21 protein-coding genes are annotated in these 18002 nt (G+C 51.0%); 1 reads left to right on the top strand and 20 read right to left on the bottom strand.

Features of this window, described 5'->3' with window-relative positions; translation table 11 throughout:
* Positions 1-16: 16 nt before the first annotated feature.
* The 19 genes from ULO1_RS06200 to cotE form a co-directional block, all read right to left on the bottom strand.
* The gene (locus tag ULO1_RS06200) at positions 17-277 is read right to left on the bottom strand and encodes a hypothetical protein (RefSeq protein ID WP_078665908.1); all 261 of its coding nucleotides are present in this window, start codon (positions 275-277) and stop codon (positions 17-19) included.
* Positions 264-821, bottom strand: a complete 558-nt coding sequence (locus ULO1_RS06195; protein ID WP_159446534.1) for a 4Fe-4S binding protein — start codon at positions 819-821, stop codon at positions 264-266. The genes ULO1_RS06200 and ULO1_RS06195 overlap by 14 nt, the downstream gene beginning before the upstream one ends.
* Positions 818-3178, bottom strand: a complete 2361-nt coding sequence (locus ULO1_RS06190; protein ID WP_079933181.1) for a molybdopterin-dependent oxidoreductase — start codon at positions 3176-3178, stop codon at positions 818-820. The genes ULO1_RS06195 and ULO1_RS06190 overlap by 4 nt, the downstream gene beginning before the upstream one ends.
* Positions 3175-3966 carry a NapH/MauN family ferredoxin-type protein gene (locus tag ULO1_RS06185; protein ID WP_079933180.1) on the bottom strand — a complete coding sequence of 264 codons (792 nt, stop codon included), beginning with the start codon at positions 3964-3966 and terminating at the stop codon, positions 3175-3177. Before ULO1_RS06185 ends, ULO1_RS06190 begins: the two co-directional genes overlap by 4 nt.
* A 5-nt stretch (positions 3967-3971) precedes the next feature.
* Positions 3972-4544 (bottom strand): 4Fe-4S dicluster domain-containing protein, encoded by a 573-nt coding sequence (locus ULO1_RS06180; RefSeq protein WP_078665904.1) that lies wholly within the window; start codon positions 4542-4544, stop codon positions 3972-3974.
* A 23-nt stretch (positions 4545-4567) separates the two neighbouring features.
* Entirely contained in the window at positions 4568-4954 is a 387-nt protein-coding gene (locus ULO1_RS06175; protein ID WP_078665903.1) for a cytochrome b subunit of the bc complex, read from the bottom strand.
* Positions 4955-4966: 12 nt separating this feature from the next.
* On the bottom strand, positions 4967-5614 hold the full coding sequence (locus tag ULO1_RS06170) for a cytochrome b N-terminal domain-containing protein (protein WP_079906356.1): 648 nt from the start codon (positions 5612-5614) through the stop codon (positions 4967-4969).
* Between the two features lie 3 nt (positions 5615-5617).
* Positions 5618-6064 (bottom strand): ubiquinol-cytochrome c reductase iron-sulfur subunit, encoded by a 447-nt coding sequence (locus ULO1_RS06165; protein ID WP_079933179.1) that lies wholly within the window; start codon positions 6062-6064, stop codon positions 5618-5620.
* A complete protein-coding gene (locus ULO1_RS06160; RefSeq protein WP_078665900.1) occupies positions 6057-6269 on the bottom strand; it encodes a hypothetical protein in 213 nt (70 codons plus the stop codon). Before ULO1_RS06160 ends, ULO1_RS06165 begins: the two co-directional genes overlap by 8 nt.
* 152 nt (positions 6270-6421) lie before the next feature.
* Positions 6422-7591: an HD domain-containing phosphohydrolase gene (locus ULO1_RS06155; protein ID WP_079933178.1), complete on the bottom strand. Its 1170-nt coding sequence runs from the start codon at positions 7589-7591 to the stop codon at positions 6422-6424.
* A gap of 98 nt (positions 7592-7689) precedes the next feature.
* Entirely contained in the window at positions 7690-8157 is a 468-nt protein-coding gene (locus ULO1_RS06150) for an HPP family protein (RefSeq protein ID WP_079933177.1), read from the bottom strand.
* A gap of 158 nt (positions 8158-8315) precedes the next feature.
* On the bottom strand, positions 8316-9608 hold the full coding sequence (locus tag ULO1_RS06145) for an ammonia-forming cytochrome c nitrite reductase subunit c552 (protein WP_079933176.1): 1293 nt from the start codon (positions 9606-9608) through the stop codon (positions 8316-8318).
* Between the two features lie 16 nt (positions 9609-9624).
* Positions 9625-10059 (bottom strand): NapC/NirT family cytochrome c, encoded by a 435-nt coding sequence (locus tag ULO1_RS06140; RefSeq protein ID WP_078665896.1) that lies wholly within the window; start codon positions 10057-10059, stop codon positions 9625-9627.
* A 161-nt stretch (positions 10060-10220) separates the two neighbouring features.
* Positions 10221-12476, bottom strand: a complete 2256-nt coding sequence (locus ULO1_RS06135) for a molybdopterin oxidoreductase family protein (protein WP_200803490.1) — start codon at positions 12474-12476, stop codon at positions 10221-10223.
* Complete coding sequence (locus tag ULO1_RS06130; RefSeq protein ID WP_078665895.1) at positions 12469-14214, bottom strand: sigma 54-interacting transcriptional regulator; 1746 nt, start codon at positions 14212-14214, stop codon at positions 12469-12471. Before ULO1_RS06130 ends, ULO1_RS06135 begins: the two co-directional genes overlap by 8 nt.
* Entirely contained in the window at positions 14211-14465 is a 255-nt protein-coding gene (locus ULO1_RS06125; RefSeq protein WP_078665894.1) for a glutaredoxin family protein, read from the bottom strand. Before ULO1_RS06125 ends, ULO1_RS06130 begins: the two co-directional genes overlap by 4 nt.
* Positions 14466-14471: 6 nt before the next feature.
* On the bottom strand, positions 14472-14738 hold the full coding sequence (locus ULO1_RS06120; protein ID WP_079933175.1) for a DUF2627 family protein: 267 nt from the start codon (positions 14736-14738) through the stop codon (positions 14472-14474).
* Positions 14739-14839: 101 nt separating this feature from the next.
* Positions 14840-15373: a hypothetical protein gene (locus ULO1_RS06115; RefSeq protein ID WP_078665892.1), complete on the bottom strand. Its 534-nt coding sequence runs from the start codon at positions 15371-15373 to the stop codon at positions 14840-14842.
* 86 nt (positions 15374-15459) lie between these two features.
* Entirely contained in the window at positions 15460-15930 is a 471-nt protein-coding gene (gene cotE, locus ULO1_RS06110) for an outer spore coat protein CotE (protein ID WP_159071804.1), read from the bottom strand.
* Between the two features lie 86 nt (positions 15931-16016).
* Here cotE and ULO1_RS06105 point away from each other — a divergent pair, with 86 nt between their 5' ends.
* The gene (locus ULO1_RS06105; protein WP_078665890.1) at positions 16017-16349 is read left to right on the top strand and encodes a hypothetical protein; all 333 of its coding nucleotides are present in this window, start codon (positions 16017-16019) and stop codon (positions 16347-16349) included.
* Between the two features lie 35 nt (positions 16350-16384).
* Here the strand turns inward: ULO1_RS06105 and groL are convergent, their stop codons facing one another.
* Positions 16385-18001 (bottom strand): chaperonin GroEL, encoded by a 1617-nt coding sequence (groL, locus tag ULO1_RS06100; RefSeq protein WP_078665889.1) that lies wholly within the window; start codon positions 17999-18001, stop codon positions 16385-16387.
* Position 18002: the final 1 nt, after the last annotated feature.

Raw genomic sequence — 18002 nt, 5'->3', positions numbered from 1 at the left:
CGTCCACCACCTTTATTTAATTGGGGACATGGCACTGGAGACAGTTCGCCCGGTCGGGATGGGGAGTGCGGGGGATTTTAACCCCGGCGGCATCTTTATGACAGAGTATGCATTTCCCTTCCCGTCCCTGCAGGGTATGGGGGATAGTGGGCGGATTTACTTTCGCCGGCGGCGGGCCGGCGATAAAAGGTTCCCAGCTGAGAGCGAAGGTAGCGCCGAACAGGATAGTAACCAGTATGGTAAAGATCATTGGTAGCAAGTATTTATTGCTGGCCATCTTCTCGCCTCCTTATGGCTATTGCCGGATCGGACTGAATGCAGGCCAGTTGACAGCACCCGCATCCGTCACATTCCTCCTGAATTACCGTGGGGTATTGAAAATCTGTTAAAATCAATGCTTTTCCCAACTTAGGACAACTCTCATAACACACACGGCACATTGCTCCCTGCCAGGCCAAACATCTTTCCGCATCCAGCCTGGCTATCAGGGTTTTTCCCACCTGGTTCGAAGCCAGGGCTCCGTTTTGACAGCTGGCTGCACATTGTCCGCAGAGATTACAGGCCTTGCCAGCTATAAATGCCAGGATCGGTGTGCCCACAGCTGTCCCTGCTTCAGGCCCCAGCTGGCGCAAACACCCCCGGGGACAGGCATTGACACACTGTCCACAGCGGGTGCAGGCTAACAAAAAGGCTTCTTCCGGTAAGGCACCTGGAGGCCGCAACCACAGGTCTTCCTGGCTGAGGAGCTGGACCAGAGCTTGTCTGGCCCAGTCCAGAGTTTTCAAACCCAGGGAGCTGAAAAATTGCCGGCGGTTGATCATGCTTTTTCCACCTTCACCGCACATTTTTTATAGTCAGGCTGTTTGGAGATAGGACAGAAAGCATCCAGAGTTAGAAGGTTAATAAGAATTTCCTCATCAAAGAAAGGTACGAAGACAGAGCCTTTCGGCGGCTTGCCCCGCCCGTCAATCATAGCGGGAGCGGTAATGGAACCGCGCCTGGTTGTCAACTTGACCAGATCGCCATTCTTTATACCCAGCCGCTCCGCATCCGCCGGGTTGATTTCCACATAGGCATTGGGCACCGCTTTTTTCAATTCCGGAACCCGACGGGTCATGGTACCGGTATGCCAGTGCTCCAGCACCCGGCCGGTACAGAGCCAGAAGGGATATTCGGCATCGGGCACTTCTGCCGGGGGCTCATAAGGACGGGCCCAGATAACAGCCCGGTCCCCTTCCTTGTGGTTACCATAGAATTTAATGCCTTCCCCGGGCTTGACATAGGGATCTTCCCCTTCCACATAGCGCCGTTTGGTTTCTTTGCCGTCCACTACCGGCCAGAGCAGGCCCCGGTGCTTGACATACTCTTCATAAGGAGCCAGGTCCTTGCCCTTGCCGATGGTAAACTGGCGATATTCTTCCCAGAGGGCTTTTTTCAACTCGCTTTCCCCTTCCGGATGAGCGCCATCATATTTGTCCACCCCGGGATAGTTGAAGAGGTCACCAAAGCCCAGCCGTTTGGCGATCTGGATGATTTGCCACAGATCGTCCCTAGCTTCGCCAGGAGGCAAAGTACACTTGGCCAGATGCTGGGTCCGTCGCTCGGCATTGCCGTACATACCTTCCTTCTCTACCCACATGGCTGCCGGCAACACGACATCGGCAAATTTGGTGGTCTGGTTGGGATAAACATCAGATACTACCAGGAACGCCTTGTTTTCTTCAAAGGCCTTGCGCCAGCGACCGGCTTTGGGAGCGGCAGCCAGGGGGTTATTGCACATCACCCACAGCACCTTAATCTTGCCATAGTCCACTGCCCGCAGCATTTCCGTAGCATGGAAACCCACCTGGGCCGGAATCTTTTCCATTGGCACATTCCAGATTTTCGCAGCAATGGCCCGGTGTTCGGGATTTTCCACCACCATGTCGGCCGGAAGGCGATGGGCAAAAGTACCGACTTCCCGGGCTGTACCGCAGGCACTGGGCTGGCCGGTCAGGGAGAATGGGGTGGCTCCCGGTTTACAGATTTGTCCGGTCAGCAGGTGGAGGTTATAGACCAGGTTGTTGGCCCAGGTACCCCGTACATGCTGGTTAAAGCCCATGGTCCAGAAAGACATAATGCGTTTGCTCTTGTCGGCAAAGAGATGAGCCAGCCAGCGAATTTTGTCTGCCGGAACGCCGCTTAATTGCTGGACATACTCAGGAGTATATTTGGCCACATAAGCCTTGTACTCATCAAATGTCATGGGCTGCGGCTCATCCTTGAATTTAGCCCCGTCTTCCAGACCATAGCCGATATTTTCTTTACCCCGTTTGAAGACACAATGCTTGCTGACAAATTCTTCATCATAAAGTTTTTCATTGATAATTACATTAGCGATCCCGTTCATTACCGCCAGGTCAGTACCGGGAACAAATTGCAGATATTCATCAGCAATCTCGGTAGTCCTGGTACGGCGGGTCGCGATATCGATCATTATCACGCTTTTGTCAGCCAGCTTGCGCGCGGTTACCCGGGAGAAAAGCACAGGATGCATTTCCGCCATATTGTTGCCCCAGGTGATAAAGACATTGGCATGTTCAATATCCTCATAGCAGCCCATGGGCTCATCCTTGCCAAAGGTGGTCATGAAACCGGCAACAGCGCTGGCCATACAGAAACGGGCATTGGGGTCAATATTGTTAGTGCCGATACCAGCTTTAAACAGTTTGACTGCCGCATATCCTTCCCAGACATACATCTGTCCGGAAGCCAGCATCCCTACGGAGTCTGGACCGTACTGATCAATGGCTTCCTTGAACTTCCGGGCCACCAGATCCAGGGCCTCCTCCCAGCTGGCCTCCACCAGCTTGCCGTTTTTGCGGATCAAGGGCTTTTTCAGCCGGTCTTCAGCATACAAAATCTTGCGGACAAAATAGCCTTTTACGCAGTTCAGCCCTTTGTTAACCGGTGACTCCTTGTCTCCCTTGTTAGCTACAACCTTGCCATCCTTGATCCCGACCATAATGCCGCAACCGGTACCACAGAAGCGGCAAGTGGCTTTACGCCATTCATCCACTTCTACCGTGCCTTTATCCAGGCCCACCTTTTCTCCCGGCTTTTGTGCTGAACAACCGGCAGCTGCCATTGCCGTAGCAGCAGCGATAGATTTGATAAAATCCCGACGGGATAAATTCATTGGTCTTTTCTCCCCTTTCGCTTCAGTTTCCAGCCATATTGCAGAGCTTGTTGCGGACAGACATCAATACAACTGCCGCAACGGGTACAGTCCCAGTCAGTAACCAGCGCTTCCTTCTGCACCAGAGGGCCGTTTAAAGTATCAGCTCCCATGGGACAGGCCCGGGCACAGGCCCGGCAATTCACACACTGGTCCTGCCGGTAGGTGACTACGAAGGGACTCAGTCGCCCCAGCAAGGCATAAAAGGCTCCAATGGGACAGAGACTACGACACCAGCCCCGCCGGTAAAGCAGTAACTCAAAAGCAAGCACCAGCAACAGGGGCACCAGTGCTCCTGCCAGACCAAAGGCCAGGGCCATACTGGTTTGACCCACTGGATTAAAGGGAGCAAAGGCCGGATAGCCCAGGATGGGGGTTAAAAGCAACACCAGCCCCAGCACCAGGTATTTTAAGCCATGGTCAAGTTTTCGCTCCGGCAGCCCCAGCCAGTGGCGCAACTTATCCAGCAGTTCTCCTGCGGTATTCACCGGACAAACCCAGCTACAAAAAGTCTTACCCCCCAGTAGCCAGTAGAAGGCTGTAATCAACAGTGCTCCCAGCAAGATTTTTCCTGCCAGCTGGCCCAGTAAAAGATACTGCAGCGCTGTCAGGGGGTCGGTCAGGGGAATACCCAGCAGGTTGGAAGCATTGATGTCACCGCTGAAAAATTTGAAACCAAATAACTGACTTAGTAGTAATCCGATCACCAGTACCTGCACCAGCCGCCGTAACCAGGTCCATTTCCTCATCTTGTTCACCGCCCCTCCGGGTCAACGACAATTGCCGCTTGTTCCACCGGACAGGAGTGTTCACAGATTCCACAGCCGGTACATTTTTCTTCATTGACCCAAACTTGAAAAATGGTATGATAGCCGGTTTTCCTGTTGGGCTGCAAATCCAGGTAAATTGCTTCATCCAGGAAAGGACAATTGCGATAGCAGATTTCACAGCGCATCCCCTGCCAGGATAAACAGGTTTTACGGTTTAAGCGAGCTACTCCCATGCGTACTGCTTTCCGTTCCTTGACCGGCTTTAAAGCTCCACTAGGGCAAGCCTTGATGCAAGGAAAATTAGCACAGAGGCGACAGGGATTTTCCCTGACAGCAAGATAGGGAGTGCCAACTCCAAAACCACTGCCTGGACCGGCAATCTTAATCGCTTGATAGGGACAGGCGGTGGCACATTGCCCACAACGTACACAAGTAGCCAGAAATGCTGTTTCCTCCAGGGCTCCCGGCGGACGCACCAGCCCGTTTTTATCTTTCAGCATGCGTAAAACGCCATAACCGAGAGCCCCGCCAATCAGCGCCCAGGCTTTATCCAGCATGGGCCTCGCCTCCTTTTTTTCTCTTACCAGGCCATAATGGTCAAGATAATGACTGCTACTACTGCCAGGCCCATTACTGCTGAAGCCACTGGCCGCTGGCTGGGCCGGCGATAAGGGCTCTTATCCAACCAGGGGATCAGAGCTAGAACTACGAATACCGCCCCGGAAGCCAGTAGTCCTAAAATCTTGGAGGGGATCAGTTTTAACATTTCAAACATCCAGAGATAATACCATTCCGGCTTGATATGTTCCGGGGTAGCCAGCTTGTTGGCCGGCTCGCCCAGTTCCCGGGGAATAAGCCCGGATAAAAAGAGGATGATACCGATAAAAAAGAGGGCAACCGCAACTTCAGTCAGCAAATGGTTTGGTATAAAGGGAATAGTGCCTTTTTTGTATTTGCTATTTGCCATTTTCCATCCCCCTTACAGTTCTTCCGATATACCCTGCAGCCTTACCATCAGGAAGTGCAAACCCATCAGGAGGATAGCCAGCAAGGGCAGGATAATGACATGGGCGACATAGAAACGGGTGAGGGTGAATTCAGTAACTTTCAATCCACCACGAGCCAAAATCATCAGGTATTTACCAATTACCGGTACTCCACCCATGATTTCGGTGCCAACCACTGAAGCCCAGTAAGCTACCTGGTCCCAGGGCAACAGATAGCCGGTAAAACCGAAGGCGAGAGTGAGCAGATAGAGCAATACCCCTACTACCCAGTTCAGTTCCCGCGGTTTTTTAAAGGAACCGGTATAGAAGACCCGCAGCATATGCAACATGACCAGCAAAACCATGATATTAGCCGCATAGTGATGAACAGAACGAATCATGGCCCCAAAGGAAACCTGCTCCATAATGAACTGAATACTAGCATAGGCCTCTTCCGGTGTGGGCCGATAATAAAGAGCTAGAATGATTCCGGTCACAGCCTGGATCAAAAAAGAGAGAAAGGTTAAGCCACCCAGACAATAGATGGGATTCAAGGCATGAGGCGGAACCGGATGTTCCTTGATCTCCTTCCAGGTTTCCAGCCAGCCGGTGCCAAAACGTTCGATCAACCAGGCTTTCATCGGTTACGCACTCCTCTCACTGACGATAATCTTGCCACCATCGACTTTAACTGCCAGCTGGGTCAGGGGAGCCGGCGGTGGCCCGGCCAGCACATTGCCGTTCAAATCGAATTTGCCGCCATGGCAGGGGCAATCAAAAACTTTTTGCTCCTGGTTAAAAATCACTACACAGCCCAGGTGAGTGCATTTGCGATAAAAGGCCTTGTATTCCCCTTCTTTCACCTGCACCAGTACCGCCGGAGCATCATTGTATTCAAATTCCTTCAGCTCCCCTACCTTTAACTCCCCTTCAGCTGCCACCTCCATTGGCTTGGGTGGAGTCCGCAGGGATTCAGGGGGATACAGATACTGGGTAAAGACTGAGGTGGATGATACTACAATACCAGCCAGCGGTATACCCCCCAGGAGGGTTAAAAACTTGCGCCTGGACATGTCCTGTTGTTTAGTCACGCCATTCTACCTCCTCATTGGGAAATACTGTACTTTTCCAGACATAGAGAGCAATACCGGAAATCATAAAAAAGATGCCACCATAGATGAAAACTCCGCGGCTATCACCGATTAGCCAGTATTTGCCCATCAGGCCAATGGTGGCAACTGCCAGTAAGGTGAGAAAAACCATCAGATTTGTTGCAGTACGCCACATTTTTTCCACTTTGTTCCCTCCCTTCACAAAGGTATGCAAACGCTGTTGTTTGCGGCCAACAACAAAGCAAAAGCCGTGCCAACCAGCCCGAGGCGGTTTAGCACGGCTTTGCATATTAAAATTGTGCTTATTAATGGAACTCAGTCCACCAAAATGGACACCTAAATAGTCTGGCCCATGTCTTCAATCTGTTCACAACCAAGTTTGATTGCAATAAAGGTACCGCTTTCCGTTTTCGCAATTACCAGTTGTCGGCAATGCTCCAGTATAAAAGGAAGTCCCCAGCCCAGGGACTTTTTGGTGGAAAAACCGCTGACCATGATGCTCTGCGGCAATTTTTCCAGCACAAAACCCTGGCCCTGGTCATTGGCAATGAGTACAATTTCCCCGGCACTATTTCGGCCCCACTGGATTGTCCCTTTCTCAGCGTGTTTGAGCATATTGCTAACCAGCTCAGAGAAGACCAGTTGATAGGTCTGTTGATATACCTGGTCCAGTCCCAGCTCCCCCAGCCAGTCACTGAATAACTGCCTTGACCAGCTTAAATGCAAACCATTTTCGATGGGCAGCTCCGCAAAACACTGCAGAGGTTTGAGAAATTGCTCGATCTCTTTTTCGTCAAGGAGTAATACTTTTCCACCAGTCGTATCCTTTAAAAAGTTTTGATAAATAGTCTGTATATGTTTCATTTGCCAGTCGTGCCGACCCCGGGGATTATAGGTTTTTTCCCACCAGTTAATAAAAGCGTTCACCACCCGGGAGTCCCACTGTTGACCCGCTCCTTTACTCAAAATGTCAATGGCCTGGGCCTGAGGCATTCCCGAACGATAGATTCGATCGCTGGTCATGGCATCAAAAGCATCAGCAACAGCGATTATCCTGGCACCCAAATCAATAGCTTCCCCAATTAAACCAAAAGGATAACCGCTCCCATCCCAGTGTTCATGATGTTGCGTAATGGCAGGGAGAATATCCCTGAACTCGCCGAAACTTTCCAGAATGCGGCCAGCAATCAATGGATGTTCTCTAATCAGTAGCAGTTCGTTTTCCTCTAATTTGCCTGGTTTATTTAAAACCTGGTCGGGAACCCCAATTTTACCTATATCGTGAAACAAGGCAGCAAGATAGATACTCTCCACCTGTTCCGACGGCAAATCCAGCTCACGGGCAATGATTTTAGCATATTCAGCCACATTCTGAGAATGATGTCTGGTATAACGGTCCCGCTCTCCCACTGCCTGCACAATCGCTTTCACAGCAGCTAATAAAACCTCTCTAACCTGAGTAGCAGAACTCCCAGTACCAATTTGTGTGAGAAATTTGACTTCCATTGGACTAAGAAAAACCACCTTTCAGGAAAATGAGCTAACTTTGCTTGCTCCACTACTGTGCAATCAGAAAGAAAACTGTCCATCTTTCAGGACACCTGTTATCCTTCCTCCACCTCAACCCGGGATTCAGGAATTAATTCAGTGAGCCGGTAGGATATATAACGGATAAGCAGCATGATACCTATTCCGCTGGCTACGGGCAGGAGCACAAACCACCAGCCCTGGCCTGTATCACAGGCCAGGAAGGCAGTAGCACCCCCAGGAGGGTGAAAGGTGTCGGTGACCAGCATTACCAGAAAAGCCAGAAAAACCGCTATCGCTACTGCATACCAGGTAGTGCCCAGGATTTTGGCTGTTGCCACTCCGGCCAAGGCAGACAGGACGTGTCCCCAGAAAGCAGTTTTCCCTTCGGCCGGCTGACCCTTTCCCAGGGCAAAAATCAGCATAGCCGAGGCACCAAACGAGGGGACAACCAGGGAAAAACCCTGATTTTTGGTCAAAAAAAGGAGAACAAACATGGCGATGCCGCCCCCTAGCAAATGGGCCAGTTGTCGTTTTTTATTCATCCCGTTCTCACCCCGGTATATTCTTATGCAAAAATTGTACCATTCTTTTTAGCCCAGGGTCAGCGACAACAATTTGGCAAATGATTTTTGACTAGTTCTTTAAGCCATTTACTACCACTTAAAAAGAACTCCCGGCAAATTTTGCCGGGAGTTCTGCCTTATTGAGCCGGTTTAACCGGTTGTGCCTTTTGCCCTTTGGCCATCGCCTGCTGAGCCAGTTCCTGGGTTTCTTTGGCCATCAGGATAGCTTTACCTAAAGTGTTAAGAGCCATATCAGGGTTGTGGAAACCGCGGGAATTTTCCGCCGCAATCCAGTCCCAGCGCCACTGGGCCTGCACTACCTTGCGCTGAGCCTGGGCAATCAGATTCTGATCTGCCCCGGGAGTAGCCAGAGCCAGTTTGATCTGGTCATGAGCCTTGGCAATTTCTTTGGAAGCAATAGTTTGCAATTCCCAGGTCCGGGACTGGATATCATGTACTTTCTGTTTCAGCCAGTCTGTGCCCTGGGTATGGCACTTGGTACAAGACTGTTCCAGAGTTTTCAAAGGACTGGTCCACCAGTGGGAAGAATATTTTTCCCCGGAAGCATCCCGCATGTAGGGCATATGGCAATCAGCACAGGCTACACCAGCAGTACCATGGGTACCGGTAATCCACCATTCGAATTCGGGGTGCTGTACCTTCCGCATGGGTGCCTTGGAATCAGGATGTTCCCAATCCTTGAAGCCCTGCTTGGCATCATAGTACTTTTCAATATCATCCACACCAAAACCATTATCCCAGGGGAAAGTTAATACTTTCCCTTTATCAAAATAATATTCCACGTGACATTGACCACAAACGTAGCTGCGCATTTCCTGGCGGGTTGCCTTGGTGACATCAATACCTCTTCTTTTCATCGCTTCGATGAAAGCAGGACGGGTAACTCTCAGTTCATTGGTTTTGGGATCATGGCAATCAGAACAGCCAATGGGATGTTTAGTCTGTTTGGCGATATCGCTGAACAAGGTATTATAATACCCATCTTCACCCAGTTTTTTGTAGAAAAGGGGCACCTGGGTGGATTTACAGGTCATACAGGTTGCCGGGGTATTGGGTTTTAAGCGCTTGGTGGAAGTTACATCTTCAACGGCATAAACATGACCCCGGTCTTCATTATAATCCTTGGAAAAGCCATAGCCAGCGAACAGCTTCTTGATTTCCGGCTCTGTATCCGCCTTGGGAACCTTATCAGATCCACCAAATTCTGTCATCCCGCCCTCTTTGTTTTTCAGATAGCTGGCATACTGCAGGGGATATTTATCCTTCCATAAAGATGAATCTACAGCTTCTTCCTCACTTAAGCCAACCCCACCCTGCTGACTGCTAATATTAGAACCACAGGCAGCCAGGGCAAAAATGCTGGTAATGGACATACCGATTAATAACCATTTTTTCGCCTTTTGCCACATATGTATCCCTCCTCTGCTATTTTTGCGTTCTGCCGTGGGGCAGACCCCGGTGACAGAAGGTACAATCCTGGCCGGAAAGTTTTTCCACGTGGGTCCGGCTCACCGTAGTGCGATGGCATTCAACACAGTTAGCCTGGATAACTGCTTTCGATTCCGGTGTCACTTTAATCTGGGCCGGTACATCCCCTAAAGTTACCGCCCAGACGTCTCTGAGGCCACTTTTTGCCTTAAAGGGGATTTTTGCCGCCAGGTTATGGGGGGCGTGGCACTCATTACATTTGAGCTCCCGGTGAGACGAGTTTTGCCAGGATTTATGGGCTTCTGCCATAACGTGACAACTGCTGCAAAACGCACCGCTGTCAGTATAAGCCATGCCGCCGGTAAACAAAACTACTAAAGCCAGCATCAGCACGGCTCCCAGCAAAATCCCTTTGCCTTGTTGTTGGAACATCCTTTTTCCCTCCTTCGCTTTGAGAAAGTTTTTCTCTTCACTTTATGTTATAGAATTACTCCAGGCAAATATTGAGTTAGCAAATTTTATGCCACTTACCGGTTGTAACCTGGCTACCGCCTCTTGAATAAAAAGTGTCCAAAAATGCGGAAAAGTGTCCGTTAATCAGGACACTTTTCCAGGCGACAGATTCCCAGTTTGAACAATGGCTGACGGCTGAGAGGGTTAACTACATTGCCGATCAAGTTGTTGCCCGCAGTTGGTTGCTGGTAATCGGCATCTCCGAAGTGAAAGGGCAGAAAAACCTGGCCGGGAGCAACGGTGTCACACAAGCGTGCCCGGGCAACGGCCGTCCCCCAGGGAGAAACAATCCGTACCTTTTCTCCTTCCTTGATGCCCAGGGACTGAGCGTTCAGCGGATTGATTTCCAGAAAGGGTTCTGGCGCTAATTGCTGAATCTCGGGAATGCGTTTGGTTTTGGTCCGGCTATGGTAATGTTCCATAATCCGGCCGGTATTTAGATAGAAAGGATATTCCTCAGTTGGACGCAAAATTTCCCCTGGTATATCCGTAGCAAAAAGCCAGGCCTTGCCCGCAGCCTGATTAAAATCACCGTAACTCTGGCTCTGTTCCGGATCAGTCCAGAAATGTCCATCAGTATAGAGCCGCTGCTGGCTAACACCCCCGGCCGGATAAGGCCATTGTACTCCCCGCTCCTGGCGGATCAAGCCATAGGTAATACCACTCATATCACAGGGCCGACCGCGGGACAGTCCTTTCCACTCCTCAAAAACCGCTTCCGGATCCGGCCAGGCAAAAGCCTCTTCAGCTCCCAGTCGTTTTGCTACCAGCTGAATGATTTCCAGATCCGTTTTGGCCATTCCCGGCGGATTCACCGCCCGTTCCGCCAGGTTCACCCGCCGTTCCGAGTTGGTATAAGTACCGGTTTTCTCGCCCCACTGAGCAGCAGGCAGGAAAACATCAGCATACTGCGCGGTTTCTACTGGATAAAAGATATCCTGCACGATGAGAAATACTTTTTCCAGCAAAGGCCGAACCCTTGCCTGCTCGGGCAGGGAAACCACCGGGTTAGTGGCAATATTCCACATTACCTTCAGTTTGCCCTCGGCTACCATGTCCAGCATGGTACCAATGTCATTGGTACCTGCGGGTAATTCTTCCGGCTTAATCCCCCAGTAAACAGCCACTTCCTGGCGATGCCGGGGATTCTGCCAGTTGCGGTAACCAGGCAGAAAACCACTGGCTCCCACCTCCCGGGCACTCATGGCCGCCGCCTGCCCCGTCAGGGAAAAAGGCGCCGCTCCCGGGCGTCCAATATGTCCGGTCAGCAAATGAAGAGTACAAATGGTGGAAACAGCCTCCACCCCGGCAGCACTTTGAGTAACCCCCTGGACAAAAACAGTGGTAGCTGCCTTGGCTTCAGCAATCCAGCGAGCCACCTGCTCAATATCCACTGCCGCCACCCCGCAAAGGGGAGCCACTTCTGCTGGAGAATATTTTTTCACGATTTCTTCTACCCGTTCCAGGCCGACCGCCAGCCGGGCTACTTCTTCCCGGTTAATTAAATTATCCCGGAACAGTACATGCAAAATAGCGTTTAGCAAATAGATGTTAGTACCTGGCCGTAGCTGCAAATGTAAATCTGCTACTCGTGCTGGAATGGTGCGGCGCGGATCAACTACTATCAAGCGGGCTCCTCGTTCCAGTCTGTTCTTGAGCATACGCCGCCACAGCTGTGGATGCATCTCCGCCGGATTACAACCGAAAATCAACAAACAATCCGCCAGGTCCAGATCTTCATAACAACCCGGTGGCCCATCAGCACCAAAAACTTTGATCAACCCCTGTACTGTCCCGCTCATACAGAGTCGGGTATTGGAATCAAAATTAGGTGTTTTCAGTACCCCCCGTGCCAGTTTGGTCAGGGCATAATTCTCCTCCAGGGTCAGCTGACCGGAACCATAAATACCTACTCCTTCCGGCCCTTGTTCCGCTATAGCTTCCCGTATTTTGTCGGCAACAACCTGCAAAGCTTCCTCCCAGGAAACCGGCACCAGCTGTCCGTTTTTGCGGACCATTGGCGTGGTAGCCCGTTCCGGATGCCGGAGAGTTCGCCACTGATAGGCTCCTTTTATGCAGAGCTGGCCCCGGTTGGTTGCACAGGCCTCATCACCACGGATCGCCACCGGGGTATCCCCTTCCAGTCCCAGCAAGAGCCCACAGCCTGTAGAGCAATACCCGCAGGTAGTGGATACCCAGCGCTCGGCTTTACCGCGCGCCAGATGCAAAGCCCGCCGGGTCAAATCCAGCATCATATCTTCCAGCGCTGACGGGGGCGGCACGGTACCGGTACTTTTATGCAATTGTCTGGCCGCATCCATCAATCGCTTAATCATGGTCCTCCTCCTTGCCGGACAAGCCATATTTCTTCAACTTCTGATAAAAGGCTGAACGCTGGATCCCCAGTAGCCGGGCCGCTTCCATCCGATTGCCTCTGGTTGCCTGCAGTGCCTGCAGAATCGCCTTTTTCTCCGCCCGCGCTACTACTGTTTCCAGGCGCAGGTCATTTTCTCCCAGCGGTCCACCCCCGGTAACCTGTTCCGGCAAATCCTGCAAAGTAAGCAGTTTCTGCCCTGGTTCCAGCATATTAAAAGCATATTCCAGCACATTCTCCAGCTGTCGCACATTCCCCGGCCAACTATAACTTAGCAAAAATCGTTCCAGTTCCTTGTCATAACCCTCTACTGAAGTCAGATACTTTTTGTTAAACTTCTCAATCAACATCTTAACCAGGGCCGGAATATCATCCCGCCGCTCCCGCAGTGGCGGCAACTGTAAAGTTATTACTGACAAGCGATAATAAAGGTCGCTGCGAAATTCCCCGGCCTGCATCATGGCTACCAGATCCCGATTGGTAGCGGCGATCAGCCGAACGTCCACAGGAATGGGCTTGTGTCCGCCTACGCGGACAATCTGGCGCTCCTGCAAGGCTCGCAGGATTTTGGCCTGCATGGCCAGCGGCATATCCCCGATTTCATCGAGAAAGAGGGTTCCGCCATGAGCCAGTTCAAACTTGCCGGCCTTACCGCCTTTTACCGCCCCGGTAAAAGCCCCTTCCTCATAACCAAACAACTCAGCTTCCAGCAGATTTTCCGGAATCGCAGCACAGTTGATACTGATAAAAGGCTGATCAGCCCTGGGACTGGCCCGATGTATGGCCTGGGCGAAAACCTCTTTTCCGGTACCGCTTTCTCCCAGAATCAGAACCGTAGCATCACCGCGAGCCACTTTGCGAGCCATATTCTTAACTTTCACCATGTGCGGATTTTCGCCAATAATGGCCACAAAGGGGTCTTCCTCATGCTTTAAAGCTGAAAGCTCACTCTGGTAAAAAAGCAGCTTCCGTTCCAGCAATTGATAGCGAGCCACCAGATCCCGGGTTTCGACATTTTCCACCGGCACCAGTTTGACCAGGCCGCCAATAATCAATTCACCGCAACGTAAAGGCAATTCAGAGAGGAAATAGACTTCATCATCCCTGGTCCAGGTTTCCCCGATCCGGGGCTGACCGGTAGCCAGTACCTGACCCATGTGACTTTCGGGAAAAAGGGTTTTAAGAGGCATACCCTGGATTTCAGCCAGATTGACACCGAACAGTTTTTCCCAGTACTGGTTGACGGTAATGATGACCCCATTGCTGTCCACTACCGCCAGCCCTAATAGAAGGTCACCCAGCAGCGTTTCATACATTTGAATTAAGAGTCGGGAAGCGCCTATTTCTTCTTCTTCCAGTTCCAGACAGCTTTTTTCCTGTTGTTCGATCACCGCCCAGACTCCCAGCAGTTCCCCATCGCGCCAGCAAGGTTGATAGGAGATCTGGATTGTTTCTCCAATATAGGTCAGCTCCCGACAGCGCAGAGACTGCCCTCCGGCCAGGACCTCAAAAATCCGGCTCTGGGGCATCATTTCACTGATCCGCCGTCCCTGCCAGAGCCCTTCCGGCCAGCCTAAACGCTGCAGGGCAGCAGATGTAGCCCACTGGATAAAACCATAACGGTCCACCCAGTAGGCAGGCAAGTCCAGCCCTTCACAAAGACCGGCCAGCTCGTCCAGTTTCAATTCCAAAGCTCTCACTCTCCTCTCCTCGCCAGTTCCCGCTTGAGCCAGAGTTCGCTGATTTTACCGAAAAATATCGGTTCACCATCAATGGCCACTACCGGAATTTTCTCCTTATACAGCTCAAACAGCTGCGGATCCATGGTGATGTCCACTTCTTCCACTTCCAGTTCCCAGTAACGCTTCACCCTGTCGATAATGGCTTTAGCCTTGTCACATAGGCAACAATTTTCTTTGGAATAGACAGTGATCTTAAACTTTTTATCCATTCTCATCTACTCCAGAAACTTGATTTTGTTTTTGACCCGTCCCCGTGCCTTGTCATAGTGGTAAACAAAACACAATATCACATAAAGCCCAAACAGCAATGCTGCCGAGCCCAGGACCAGACGCACCAGAGCTTCCGGCCAGGATGTCCCCGGCACCGCTGCCAGTAATACCAGCCCTTCTTTGACCTGATCCAGTCCGATAGCTCCCAGTAACGCAGCCCCAAATAACTTGGCAAAAGATAATAAGGTTTGTTTGCGGGTATTTTTGGCCATTTTTCATTCCTCCCTGCCTTAAATATAACCTAATTCGGTGAAAAAAGTCTATGCCTATGAAGAAAGAAAAAAAACCAGCTTGAGCCGGTTTTCGCAAACCCTTATTCCATGCCTGCCTGTTGCTTCAAAACAGCCAGCTTGCCGGAGGCAGCTTCAGCAAAACTTTCTGACTCCCGTAACTCTTTTAAAACCCCATTTAGTTCACTGGTTTTGGGCGCAGGAGATTTGGCCAGGCGCTGAACAAATTTCTCTACTACCTGATTGCGCAAATAAATACAGGTAGCGATATTGCCTTCCGCTTCCTCCATTTCCCGGGTAGTGGTTTGCAGGCCATCCAGTTCCTGCCTCAACTGCTGGTTCAAAGCCAGAAGTTTTTCGGCTTCCTGTTTGGTTTGGGCCGGTGTTGTTTTCCCATATCCCAGGGCCTTGATACTGTCAGTCAGCTTCTGATACCCTTCTGCTTCCTTGTTTATTACCCCGGAGAGAGTGGTAACAAAAGCTCTCAATTGTTCCTGGCTGACAGCCGCCGGTTGTCGTTCAGTTACCTTTTTTGGCTTGTCCCCACTACAACCAAATAAAAAAAGGACAAGCCCCAACCCAACGGTTACAGCCAGCGCAATCCGGCGCCAGTCCATCATATTCCCTCCTCGTAACAACTTGCACTTTCTCTCTTTCTCTTAATTGTATTTTCGACAGTTTTTTTCTTTTTCCTTCTTTTTTCTTAATCTTCTTCGGCAGGATAAGCTAATACCCGCAATTTGGTCAATCCCATGATTTCAGCGGTAAAACCTATCTCCACCGCACCCTTGATCTCTTCTTCCTCCAGATAATAAGAGCTGACCTGGGGTTCTTTTTCCTCAGTTAAATGCAATTCTTCCCCCTGTTCCAGCCGACCAGTAAGGTTCTCCAGTTCGATCTCACAGAGATAGTTGAGCCTCTCCCTCAGCAGCTCCGTTTTCTGGTTTTGCTCATAGGCATACCAGACGGTCAGCTCCAGATCACCATTTATAATCACAGTATCGCCAATTATAGAACCGGAAAAGTTATGATCTGCCGCCCAGCAGCCCAGGACTTTGCTGGCTGGATGCAGGGGCTTGAGCTGAAACTCCAGAATATGATTTTTCTCACCGCGGGCACAGACTGCCTGCACCATCACCTCCCGCAGTTGACCTTCCCATCTGCTACATTCCACACCAATCCCTCCTTCCATTACTATAAGATATATTTCTTTTTCTTCCCATCCATGCATAAAATGAGGGTGAAAGGAGGAATGGCGGCATGAGCCAGGAAGAGCAGCAATTTCGCAATCTGCTTCCCCCGGAAACCGAAACTGCTCTACAGTATGTCAAACAGCGGCTCTCGGAAACCATCAGCTTTCTCGGCACCCTTGCCTCCGCCTATTCATCTATGGCCAGTGCCGCCAATCAGCTCAGCGCCAACGCCTTCTCCCATCGCAGCGAAATCGATGAAGCTGTAGAGCGTACAGTGAAAACGGGAGAAATTATTGATAAGCTTTTAAAATTGCTTAAACTGCTGGTCAATGAATATCAGACCCTGGTTTTGCTGGACCAGGCTGAGTTCGCCAAAAACTTCCTTGACGATGACACATAAAAAGAAGGCAGGAATTATCCCTGCCTTCTTTTGGCTTACATCATGGGAGGCATGCCGCCACCGGGCATGGCCGGTTCTTCTTTTTTGGGCTCATCGGCTACCAGGCACTCAGTGGTGAGCAACATAGCAGCGATGGAGGCAGCATTCTGCAGAGCAGAACGGGTAACTTTGGCCGGGTCCACGATACCGGCACTGATCATATCTACATATTCACCGGTCAGAGCATTGAAGCCAATACCAGGATCAATGCTCTTGACTTTTTCAACTATTACGGAGCCTTCCAGACCGGCGTTATTGGCAATCTGACGCAGAGGCTCTTCCAGGGCCTTACGGACGATAGCCACACCAGTAGCTTCATCGCCTTCAGCCTCAATGGCAGCCAGAGCCGGAATTACATCCACCAGAGCGGTACCGCCACCGGCGACGATTCCTTCTTCCACAGCAGCCCGAGTAGCATTGAGAGCATCTTCAATGCGCAGTTTCTTTTCCTTCATTTCGGTTTCAGTAGCAGCCCCCACCTGGATTACCGCTACCCCACCGGCCAGTTTGGCCAGCCGTTCCTGTAGTTTTTCCCTGTCATACTCGGAAGTAGCATCTTCCCACTGTTTGCGGATCTGGGCCACCCGCTTCTGAATTTCTTCAGCAGAGCCAGCCCCATCCACAATCACGGTTTCTTCCTTGGTTACCTTGACCTGACGGGCCCGACCCAGCATGGACAGGTTAGCTGCATCCAGCTTGCGGCCCAGTTCTTCGGAGATAACCTGACCACCGGTCAAAATAGCGATATCTTCCAGCATAGCCTTGCGGCGGTCGCCGAAACCAGGAGCCTTGACAGCTACGCAGTTGAAGGTGCCCCGCAGTTTGTTAACCACCAGGGTAGCCAGGGCTTCCCCTTCCACATCTTCAGCGATGATCAGCAAAGGCTTACCAGTTTTCACTACTTGCTCCAGAACAGGTAGAATTTCCTGAATGGAGCTGATTTTCTTATCAGTGATCAGAATAAAGGGATCATTCAGCACCGCTTCCATACGCTCGGCATCAGTTACCATATAGGGGGAGATATAACCCCTGTCAAAATTCATCCCTTCCACAACATCCAGGGTGGTACCGATACCTTTGGATTCCTCAACGGTGATTACCCCGTCCTTACCCACTTTTTCCATGGCTTCAGCGATCAGGTTGCCGATTTCCGGATCAGCAGCGGAAATGGAAGCAACCTGGGCGATAGCTTCTTTACTTTCCACCGGACGGGCCATTTTCTTGATTTCCTCAACAGCAACGGCTACAGCCTTCTCAATCCCCTTTTTCAGGATCATGGGATTGGCACCAGCAGCCACGTTTTTCAAACCTTCGCGGATAATGGCCTGGGCCAGCACAGTCGCAGTAGTGGTACCATCACCGGCTACATCATTGGTTTTGGTCGCTACTTCCTTGACCAGCTGGGCACCCATGTTTTCAAAGGGATCGGGCAGTTCGATTTCCCGGGCGATGGAAACCCCGTCATTGGTAATCAGCGGGGAACCGAACTTTTTCTCCAGAACCACATTGCGGCCTTTGGGGCCCAGAGTTACCCGCACAGCTTCAGCCAGGGTATTTACCCCCCGTTCCAGAGCCCGACGGGCTTCTTCACCGAAAATAATCTGCTTCGCCACT

The sequence above is a fragment of the Carboxydocella sp. ULO1 genome, assembly GCF_002049255.1.
Lineage (GTDB): Bacteria > Bacillota.
Note: the sequence above shows the minus strand (reverse complement) of the source record. Positions and strands in the feature narration are given on the sequence as shown.